This window comes from Streptomyces sp. NPDC006208, from assembly GCF_040613775.1.
In the GTDB taxonomy this organism is placed as follows: Bacteria; Actinomycetota; Actinomycetes; order Streptomycetales; family Streptomycetaceae; genus Streptomyces.
In genome coordinates this window covers 34,845-44,231 of the sequence record NZ_JBEXSW010000025.1, presented here as the reverse complement: position 1 = coordinate 44,231, position 9,387 = coordinate 34,845, and the positions used below count along the sequence as shown (strand labels likewise).

Here is a 9,387-nt window from a genome sequence, read left to right as displayed (position 1 = left end):
GCCTCGCAGATGAGTGGTCAATCAGCAGCCGTCCGGAGATATTTCTCGTGGACGTCCTCGCGGACCCTGTCGCCCGACGCCGGGAGCAGCTGCGGTATGCCGTCCACGATCGGGTAGCTCAGGTGCAACCGTGGGTTGTACAGCACCTCTTCCTCGGCGAGGAAGGTCAAGGGGCCCTTGTCGAGCGGACAGACGAGGATACGGAGCAGCGGATCGCTGGGGTCCATCGGGTACTCCTTCGGGTGGTGGGGGTCAGGTCCGGGGATCGTGGCGCGGCATGGCCAGCAGCACCGAGAGCGCCAGCGCCGTACCGGCCACCCGCAGGGTCAGCAGCAGGGGATCCTGCGGGAGCGTCTCCCCGAAGGTGAGAGTCCCGAGAACCGCCGTGAACAGGCAGGTCACCGTGGTGCAGACGGGCACGATGAGCGAGGCGCGGCAGCGCTGCAGCGCGGCCTGGGACATGATCAGGCCCGCCACCGCCGTGAAGAGCAGCAGATACGGGTACGGGGACCCGAGCAGCGACCGGGCCGCTTCCCCGAGGCCTGCAGTGGTCAGACGGCTGGAGGCGCCCTTGATCGCCAGCGAGCTGACCCCGTACAGCAGTCCCACCGCCACGCCGTACCCGATGCCGTTCGTCGGCACCCGGTGACGTCTCTTGGCCAGCCGTTCCACCCGCCCGTACAGCCATACCCCCGCCGCGAGTGTGGGCACGCACACCAGGAGCACCAGCGTCCACGGCGCTCCGTTGCTCACCACGTCCTCGCCCTCGCGCACCGAGGCGACCACCATCAGCAGCGCGACCAGTACGGCGCCGAGGGCATAGCGCTCCCGGCCCGACGGCTGCTCGCCGAGCACCGCCGACGACAGAAGCAGAAGCAGGACCAGACCGGACACGAAGATGCCCTGCGCGGCGGCGATCGGCAGCGCGCGATAGACCACCAGCTGAGCCGCGAAGCCGGCGGCCAGCGCCAGCGATCCGACGAGCCACAGCGGACTGGTCAGCAGCACCAGGACCACGCGCACGGGCCTGCGGGTGGACAGCGCAGGCAGATCCCCGAGTGCCCTCTTCTCCAGCACGAAGCCCACGCTGTACAACACGTTGGCCAGCAGAGCGGCGCCCACACCCCACCACATCGCGCTACCCCCGCCGGGCATGGGCCAGCAGGATGGAGGCCGCGCCGGGCACGGCACACGCAGCCCTGTCCAGCAGCCGCAGCCCGCGCGGAACGCCGTGGAAGGGCGCGCCCGTGATCCGTACCTGCGCGAAACCGGAGGCGGTCAGGAAGGAGCGCAGCGCTCGCGCGGTGTACAGCCGCAGATGACCGACCACCTGCGAGCCGGGCCGGCCGTGGATGCCGCGCAGACTCACCTCGGAGAACACCGGCTGCCATCCCGCAAGCAGCAGCCCCCGGTTGTACCAGGCGGCGAGGTTCGGCGTGGACAGCATCAGATGACCGCCGGGCCGCAGGATCCGACGCAGCTCGTCCAAGGCCCGGTCCGGGTCGACGAGATGCTCGATGACCTCGCTGAACAGCACCGCGTCCGCGCAGCCGTCGGCAAGGGGGAGCCCGCCGTGCTCGAGCTCGCCGCGCACCACGTGCCCCAGCCGCGGCCGCGCCCGGCGCAGCGCGTCCTGGGACCAGTCGACGCCGACGATCCGGTGTCCGGCGAGGAGGGGTGCGGCCGTGGCGGCGGCGCTTCCGTCGCCGCAGCCGACGTCGACGACCAGCTGTCCCGGTGACGCCCCCAGCGCCGCCGCCAGCAACTGCGCCTGGCGCCGGCTGCGTGCGTCACCCGACGCGACGGGCACGGTGGGGTCCTCGTAGAAGTCGCGCAGACCACCGGCCCTGCTCATACGGCCTCCGGGGATGTCGCTGCCAGGTGACGGGCGAACAGGTCGCGCAGGCGGGCCCCGTCCTCGTCGCCGAGCAGGGTGCGGGACCAGCGCAGGACGAGATGCAGCCGGCCTCCCGTCGCCGCGGTGGTGACGGTCAGCCCGCGCGGCATCCGGGCGGGTGCCGAGAACCACACCGCCGTGGCCCGGCCGGCGTCGCCGAAGTCCAGCGGATAGGGGATCCGGCCGATGTTGCTGAGCAGCGTGGTCGACACCCACGGAGCGGCGAGCACCCGCAGCCCCCGGGTGATGCCCGCCCGGACGGCGACGGGCAGCACCGGGCTCGTCAGCAGCGAGGCACCATGGCCCAGCTGCGGACGTGGCTGCGCCTTCAGCGCCCGTGTCCGCTCCGCGATCCGGCACAGCAGCGAGGCGATGTCGGTGCCGGCGGCCACGTCCGCGGCGCTGAAACCGACCTCGACCAGGCGGGTGCCGTTACCGATCGGCATCTCGGGCCCGCGGGTGCGGTCGTCGACGGGCATCGTGATGCGCAGCGGGCGGTCGGGTGCCCCGTGCGCCCGGTTCCAGGCGGCGAGACTCAGCGCGGTGGCGGCCATCAACTGGTCGTTGACCGTGTACGGAGCTCCGGGGCTGCGCCGGGGCACGGGCAGTTCGGCGACGAGCATGGCGTTCCCGGGCACCGCACCGGGCGTACCCGGTGCGACCCGCGCGGGTCTGGCGAACACCGGCCCGCGGCCCGTCCGGTGCGGCGGCCCGGACGCCTGACGGGCGGGAGGCGGAACCGCCGGGACAGGGTGCCCGCCGTAGAGCTCCGCCGCAGTCGCCGCCAGCCGCAGACACGCCGGACCGTCCAGCGCGGTGTGGTTCATGGTGAACAGGAGCACGCAGCCGTGGACTTCGGGATCCTCGATCACCTCCAGCCGCAGTGGTGGGGACGACGTCAGGGGCGGCGCCTCGGCGAGGGCGCGTTCCCGGGCACGGCCGAGAGCACCGGCCGTGCGCGGCACGAACGTGACCACCTCGCTGTCCGGCTCGCCGGTCAGCTCCCATTCGTAACGCCGGGCGAGCGGGCCACGGACCCTCTCCCGCATGAGCGAGCGGGGATGCCGCGCCAGTGCCCCGGCGAACGCGGCGCGCATCCGGGCCGGTTCGAGGAGGCCGGGCAGATGGATCTCGATGTGGACCGTGTTCGGCTCGGCGTCCTGCGCACAGTGCCGGGCCACCTCGTCGACGACGGGGAACGGCACCCGGGGCAGCTGCGGCGCCGCACCTGCGTCGGGAGAGGACGGTTGCTGCGCCGTCGTCATCGGGCACTCCCTTCCGGGGGCCGAGCCGTCGGCACACCGGATTCCCCACCGCTGCCCTGCTCGCCGGGACCGGCGCCCGGCCCCTGCCGGACATGTGCGCCGTGCTCCCGCCGTACCGTGACCAGGGCGGCGAACAGGGCTGTCAGGGCCAGGAGTTGGGCCACCGGCCCATATGCCCCCCTGCCCAGCGACACCGCCTCACCGCTGTCCAGCGCCGCGGCCGCACCGGCGCCGGCCATCGCCGTGAAGGCGATCGGCCCGAGCGCAGCCGGACGCAGCCGGGCCACGACGGCCAGGACGGGGACCAGGGCGGCGAGCGGACCGGCGACCGCGACACCGACCAGCGTCAGCGCCACGGTGCCCAGCAGGAATCCGGGACCGGGAGGCTCTGGCGCCTGGAGGGCCGGGTCCGGCCCGCTGCCCCGACGCCGTACGAGCGCGAGCCCCGTGAGAAGTACCAGCAGTGCCCCGCCACCGATCAGACCGGCGTCGTACACGCGTGACGGTGCGTAGAGCAGCGTGACCGTGCCGCCCTTGCCCTCCGGGACCAGCCAGGCCTGCTGCCAGCCGTCGATCCGCAGCGGCGTCAGTTCCCGGCCGTCCAGCGTGGCTTTCCACCCCGCGTTGTGGTTCTCGTGGAGCTGCAGGTACGAGGCGTCGCCCGCCCCGACCCGCACTGCACGCTCGTCCCCTTCGCCGTCCTCGACATCGACTTCGCGCGGGGCGCTCTCGGCGGCCCGCACACTGCCGGTGGTCAGCGTGATGTCGGTGACGGCGAGCGGACCGGTGTCCCCCGCCTCGACCGTATGGGTGCGCCGGTCGAGTGCCACCCGGCTCCTGTCCGTGCAGAGCGAGATCTCCACGGGGCGGCGCTCGGTCAGATCCCGGACCCGGCCCTCGGCACGGGTCTCGAGGAACTGCCCGTCGACGGAGACGACCGGCCCCTTGCCGCACGAAAGGGCGAAGGGCTTGTCCGGGTCGGGCTGGGGCGCGCGGAACTTCTCGAGCGCCGGGACGTAGACCTCGCTCAGCCCGGCCGGCAGTTGCAACTGCTCGTCCGCGACCGGGTTGTGGAGGGTCAGTGGCGCCGAGCGGGAGATCGTGATGTCGAAGCGGTCGGTGGTGATGGGGGAGAAGCGCGCCATACCGTTCTCGTCCACCGTGGCCACCGCGGTCCCGTCGGGCGAGCTGATCTGCACCTGTTCGGGCCGTGTCGACAGCCCGCCGGCCGCCGCGAAAACGATCTCGCCGACCGATGTCTTCTTCGGCCAGGCCAGATGGAGTACGGGACGTTCGCCCGCGATCCAGGCCGTGGTGAGATCGCCGTCCGTCAGGTTGCGCGGACTCAGATTGGTCCCCAGGCGCGCGGTGGACTCCGCGCTCACGAGAATCTTCTCGCGCTGTCCCGTGAGGTCGAACAGCAGACGGTCCAGCGCTTCGCCCGGTACGGGCAGGGCGGTGGCCTTCACGGTGTAGTCGCCGGAGCGTGCCGCCGTGAACTGCCGGTGCAGCCCCACCTCGGCCGGCACCGCGGACAGCCCGCCCGGGTCGCTGCCCCGGCGCAGCGAGTAGACGACGGAGTCGGAGTCGGCGCCGTCGCGGGGCGCGTCCGAGGGAAGGTCCAGCATCCGGGTGACCTGCACACCGGGGACGGTGATCTCGGTGAACCCGGCACCGGTCAGCCCGGGGCGCCCCTGCTGCGAGCCCAGGATGGTCACCTTCAGCCAGGTCGCGGTCCCTTCGGGCGCCGCCACCTGCTGTGCCGCCCCGTTCGGCTGCAGGGGGCTGACCCGGCTGCCGCTGTCGGTCTCGACGCGCACGACTGTCGGAGCGGCCCGCACATTGGCGCTGGGCAGCGGCGTCAGCTGCAGTGACGCGGGAATCCGGGTCGGTCCGTCGAAGGCGATCCTGATCCACTCGCCCTGCGGGGACCCGGGGGACCCCTCCGCCCACCCGGTGTCCGGATTGCCGTCGAACGCGTTGACGGGGTCGTACTGGGGGAGGTGGAAGAGCCAGTTGCCGACGGAGGAGGCGCTGACGGATGCGGCGCCGCGCAGCACGGACGTGGTCTGGTGCCGTGGATCGGACGCCGGAAGTATCTGCCGCGGCCGTGCCCCCGGATCCTGCGCCGCCCCGGGCGCATTGCGCTCGTCGCGGGTGTAGGTGTGCGACGTGTTGGAGTTGACCAGGCCGAACCGGGTGTCGGCGCGGCGTAATCCGTCTCCTGCCGCATACAGCGAAGGCCGGTCCGTCCCGGGATGGGCGTCGCCGGCCAGGACGGCAGGACGCCCGGCGAGAGAACCGTCGGCGGACAGCGGCAGCAGCGACTCGGGGCCGCCGCTGACGACGGCCGTCGACCCAACGGGCGTGAGCCGCGCCTTTCCGGGACGCGTGGTGCCGGCCGGCGGCTCGTAGACCTCCACGGCACGCTGGCGCGGGAACAGGCCCTCGACCTGCACGGGCGTGTCGTCCGCGATCCGTCCGCCGGTCATCACCGGACCGAAGCCGGTGACCCGCCGGTACCCCGACGCCTCCAGGGTGCGCTTCACCGTGGGGGTGGGCACATGACCCAGCTGGTCAGGGTCGAGGTCGTTGCGTACGACGACGTAGTGCAGTCCCGCGCGGTGCAGATACCCGCTCAGTCCGGGAACCTCACCGCCGGACGTCAGCGCCTGCTCGACCGCGTCCATCGCCCTGCGGTTGCCCGGGGTGCCGAACGGCACGTAGTCGCGCTGCGCCCACGGGGAGCGGGCGAGGACGTCCAGCGGCTGGTCGATCGGCGAGCCCCAGGTGTAGATCCCGTGCGCGGTCGCGGGCACGACGAGTGCGCGGTCGTCGGCCGAGTTCTCCTCGAGCCAGCTCGCGGTCGTCCGCCAGTACGCGGGCAGCTTCTGGAACGAACCCGGTTGCAGGATCGAGCCGTTGACGTAGGGCCAGCACAGACCCGGCAGCACGAGCGCGGCGGCCACCGCAGGCGCGAAGCGGCGCGCACGGGCGGGCAGGCCGAGGGCGGGGCGCGAGGCCAGGGACGTGAGGTGCATGAGGCCGAGCGCGAGGGCGAGCGCCAGACCCGTCTGGAACTTGTAGATGTTGCGGAACGGCACCAGCCATCCGTCGAGCCAGCCCTCGACACTCGCGTGGAACGGGGCGCCCAGCGCGCCCCCGTATCCGGCGAGAGTGATGAGACCGACGGAGAGTGCGGTCAGCACCAGCCAGCGGCGTTCGGGCAGGTCCCGCCGGGCGAGGCCGGCGAGACCGAACGCGGCGGCGAGCGCCGAGCACACGATGACGACGCCCGAGGTGGCGACGGTCCAGCCGGCGGGCAGCCAGGCCTCGCCGAAGTTCAGATAGCCGACCCAGTTGCCCGCCCCGCGCAGCATTTCCGTCGCCGACATCGTGGCGGTGGTGGTGTGCGCGGACTCCACGTACGGCATGAAGTTCTCGCCGTACGTCCCGAGCAGCAGCAGCGGCACGATCCACCAGGCGGTCGCGAGGATCACGCCGGGAACCCACCACGCGATGAGCGCACGTTTACGCGGGCCGGCCGGGCGACTCAGGAGGTACAGACCGACCGGCAGCAGCGAAGCCAGGGTCGATGCCGCGTTCACCCCGCCCATGAGGGGTATCAGCGCCGCCGAGCGCGCCGCCGCGATCCTCGGGCCGGTCTGTGGGTTCGTCAGCGGCAGCAGCACCCACGGCAGCAGCGCACCCGGAAGGGCTGCCGCCGACGTGGAACCGACGACGATCGTGTACGTCGGCCACAGGGCGTACACGGCCGCGCCCAGCAGCCTGCCGCGGTCGGAGCCGGTGCCCAGCCGCTCGGCGAGCCGCAGCGCGCCCCAGAAGGCGGTGGCGACCACCAGCGAGAGCCACAGCCGTTCCGCGAGCCAGACCGGCACCTGCAGCAGGTCGGCAGTGGCATGGAAGGGCAGCATGGGGATGGCGTAGCCGATGTACTGGTCGGCGATCCCGCCGAAGCCCGCTCGGTCGTGCCACAGCCCGCCCAGATCGCGGATGAACTGCCAGGGGTCGGCGACGACCCCCAGCTTCGTCTCGAACGTCATGCGCCCCGGGGACACCGCAAGGAAGGCCAGGAACACGGCTGCCCAGAACCCGAGGAGCCAGCGCCTGGACCGCGGCTGCGGCGACGGGCCGGGCGGAGGACCTGCGGCGCTGGGAGAGGCCGGCGGTCGTGCGTGGACAGCGCTGGTCATGAACACCGCCGGAGGATGAGGAGGAGGTTCCATGTGGCGAACTCACGCAGCACGGGCACGCGAGGGACGACTTCCGGGAGGACGGGCCAGTACCGGGAGCGCGCGGAGACGATGTCGACGTCCTCGCGGCCCCTGATGTGACGCAGCGTCGATCCGACATCGACGGCGAAGAGGTTCTCCCCGAGCCGGTGCTTGGCCGGACGGCCCGTACGGCGCTCGAAGCGGGCGCGGGCCCGCTCGGCACCGAGATAGTGCCACGGTGCCCACTCGTGGCCGCCCCACGGAGACAGCCAGTTGGTGAACGAGACGTAGATCAGGCCCCCGGGCCGGGTCACCCGCGCCATCTCGCTGAGGAAGGTCCGTGGATCCGACACATGCTCGAGCACATTGGAGGAGAAGCAGACATCGGCCGTGGCGTCGGCGAGCGGCAGCAGGTAGCCGTCGGCGACGACCGTTCCGTCGGCGGGTTCCGCGGCGAGTTCCGCCGGGTCCGGCTCGAACAGATAGCTCTGCGCTCCGCGCCGCCGGAACTCACGGGTGAAGTACCCGCTGCCGCCACCGATGTCGACGACGACGCGGCCCTTCAGTCTGACGTAACGCTCCACCTGGTCGGCCGCGTCGCGGGCGAGGAGTCCGTATGCGGAAGCCGGGTCGGCCTGTTCCCGCATGAACGCCCGGAAGAGGGTGAGGGAGCGGCGGAAGGAGGGGTCCTTCACGTGCGCGCGCCGTTCATCGCTTCGGTGGCGACCGCTCTGAACTGCCGTACGGTGCTGCTCCAGCGGTACGCGGAGGCGCGCTCCGCCGCGGCTTTGCCCATACCCTCGCGCCGTTCGTCGTCCAGTGCCAGTGCGCACCACATCGCGGCGAACGACGACTCGCCTCTGGCCAGGACGCCGGTGACACCGTCCTCGACCGAGTCGCGCAGACCGGGTACGTCGAAACCCAGGGTGGGTGTCCCCCGGGCGCCGGCCTCCGTCACGACGAGTCCCCAGCCCTCGACGGCCGCCGGGTGCAGCAGCATCCAGGACTCGCAGAGCAGGCGGTGCTTCTCCAGCTCGGACACATGTCCGGCGAACTCCACGTCAGGACCGGCGAGTTGCTCGAGCCGCGTGCGCTCGGGGCCGTCCCCGACGATGACGAGCCTGCCGCCGGTGACGGGCCGGACCCGCTCCCACAGGTGCAGCAGCAGATCGATGCGTTTGTAGTCGACCAGCCGGCCCAGAGCCAGGAACAGCGGGGTCCTGGACCGGGGGCTCTGGACGCCCGGCTCGTGGACCCCGTTGTGCACCACCCGGATCTGCCGGTCCGGGACCCCGATCGCCCGCAGGGCGCCGGCCGTGGAAGGGGAGACGGCGACCAGGAGGTTGCCCCGGTGGGCCCGCGCGAGGGCCCAGTGCTCCAGCAGCCGGCCGGCGCGGGCGACGGGAGCCGGGAAGCGCATGTCCCAGAGCTCGGTGTGCACATGGTTGACCAGGCACAGCGTGGGGCCGCGATGCCACAGCGGAGCCAGATACGGCATTCCGTTGCAGACCTCGACCAGGAGGTCGCACTCGCCTACCTGCCGGGCGAAGGCGGACCGTGCGTTCACGTAGTGCCCCAGCGGGCCTCCCGCGGACACGACACGGTAGGGCCGGTGCACGGCCGGGCCGCCGCACAGCAGGGTGACTTCGTGGCCGTGAGCGGTGAGGCCCAGGGCCAGCTGGTCGATCAGCAGCTCGGAGCCGCCGGCTGCCGGGTTGCCCAGGTCCCGGTGGGCGAGGAAGACGATACGTCGGGGGGACGGGGGGACTCCCGGTACGGCGGGCGGCCTGCCGTGGTGACGAGATCTGTGGGGGTCATGCTCTGCTTCGAGCAGCGGGGGAGGTACGTGCTGGGGCATGGGTGCTCCAACTCGTGTCAGGGTGCGGAGGGGAAAGAGGTGGGGGGAGTGGGGGGAGTGGGGGGAGTGAGGGGAAAGGGCGACCGGGGGGCCGTGCTCTGGTGGGGGTAGACAGTTTTCGGCACGTGTTCG

General features: G+C 72.4%; 7 protein-coding genes. All 7 read right to left on the bottom strand.

Translation table 11 applies throughout. The features are described 5' to 3' along the window. Window positions 1-17: 17 nt before the first annotated feature. From ABZ208_RS21390 to ABZ208_RS21360, 7 genes are read right to left on the bottom strand one after another with little or no spacing between them, the layout of a single operon-like run. Entirely contained in the window at window positions 18-227 is a 210-nt protein-coding gene (locus tag ABZ208_RS21390) for a Trm112 family protein (protein WP_356911040.1), read from the bottom strand. A gap of 25 nt (window positions 228-252) precedes the next feature. Next, the gene (locus ABZ208_RS21385) at window positions 253-1,134 is read right to left on the bottom strand and encodes a hypothetical protein (RefSeq protein WP_356911111.1); all 882 of its coding nucleotides are present in this window, start codon (window positions 1,132-1,134) and stop codon (window positions 253-255) included. A 4-nt stretch (window positions 1,135-1,138) separates the two neighbouring features. Beyond that, on the bottom strand, window positions 1,139-1,855 hold the full coding sequence (locus tag ABZ208_RS21380; protein ID WP_356911039.1) for a class I SAM-dependent methyltransferase: 717 nt from the start codon (window positions 1,853-1,855) through the stop codon (window positions 1,139-1,141). Beyond that, a complete protein-coding gene (locus tag ABZ208_RS21375; protein ID WP_356911038.1) occupies window positions 1,852-3,162 on the bottom strand; it encodes a condensation protein in 1,311 nt (436 codons plus the stop codon). Before ABZ208_RS21375 ends, ABZ208_RS21380 begins: the two co-directional genes overlap by 4 nt. Then, window positions 3,159-7,376 (bottom strand): alpha-(1->3)-arabinofuranosyltransferase family protein, encoded by a 4,218-nt coding sequence (locus ABZ208_RS21370; RefSeq protein WP_356911110.1) that lies wholly within the window; start codon window positions 7,374-7,376, stop codon window positions 3,159-3,161. Before ABZ208_RS21370 ends, ABZ208_RS21375 begins: the two co-directional genes overlap by 4 nt. Beyond that, the gene (locus tag ABZ208_RS21365) at window positions 7,373-8,092 is read right to left on the bottom strand and encodes a class I SAM-dependent methyltransferase (RefSeq protein ID WP_356911037.1); all 720 of its coding nucleotides are present in this window, start codon (window positions 8,090-8,092) and stop codon (window positions 7,373-7,375) included. Before ABZ208_RS21365 ends, ABZ208_RS21370 begins: the two co-directional genes overlap by 4 nt. Continuing rightward, on the bottom strand, window positions 8,089-9,255 hold the full coding sequence (locus tag ABZ208_RS21360; RefSeq protein WP_356911036.1) for a glycosyltransferase family 4 protein: 1,167 nt from the start codon (window positions 9,253-9,255) through the stop codon (window positions 8,089-8,091). The genes ABZ208_RS21365 and ABZ208_RS21360 overlap by 4 nt, the downstream gene beginning before the upstream one ends. Between the last annotated feature and the right edge of the window lie 132 nt (window positions 9,256-9,387).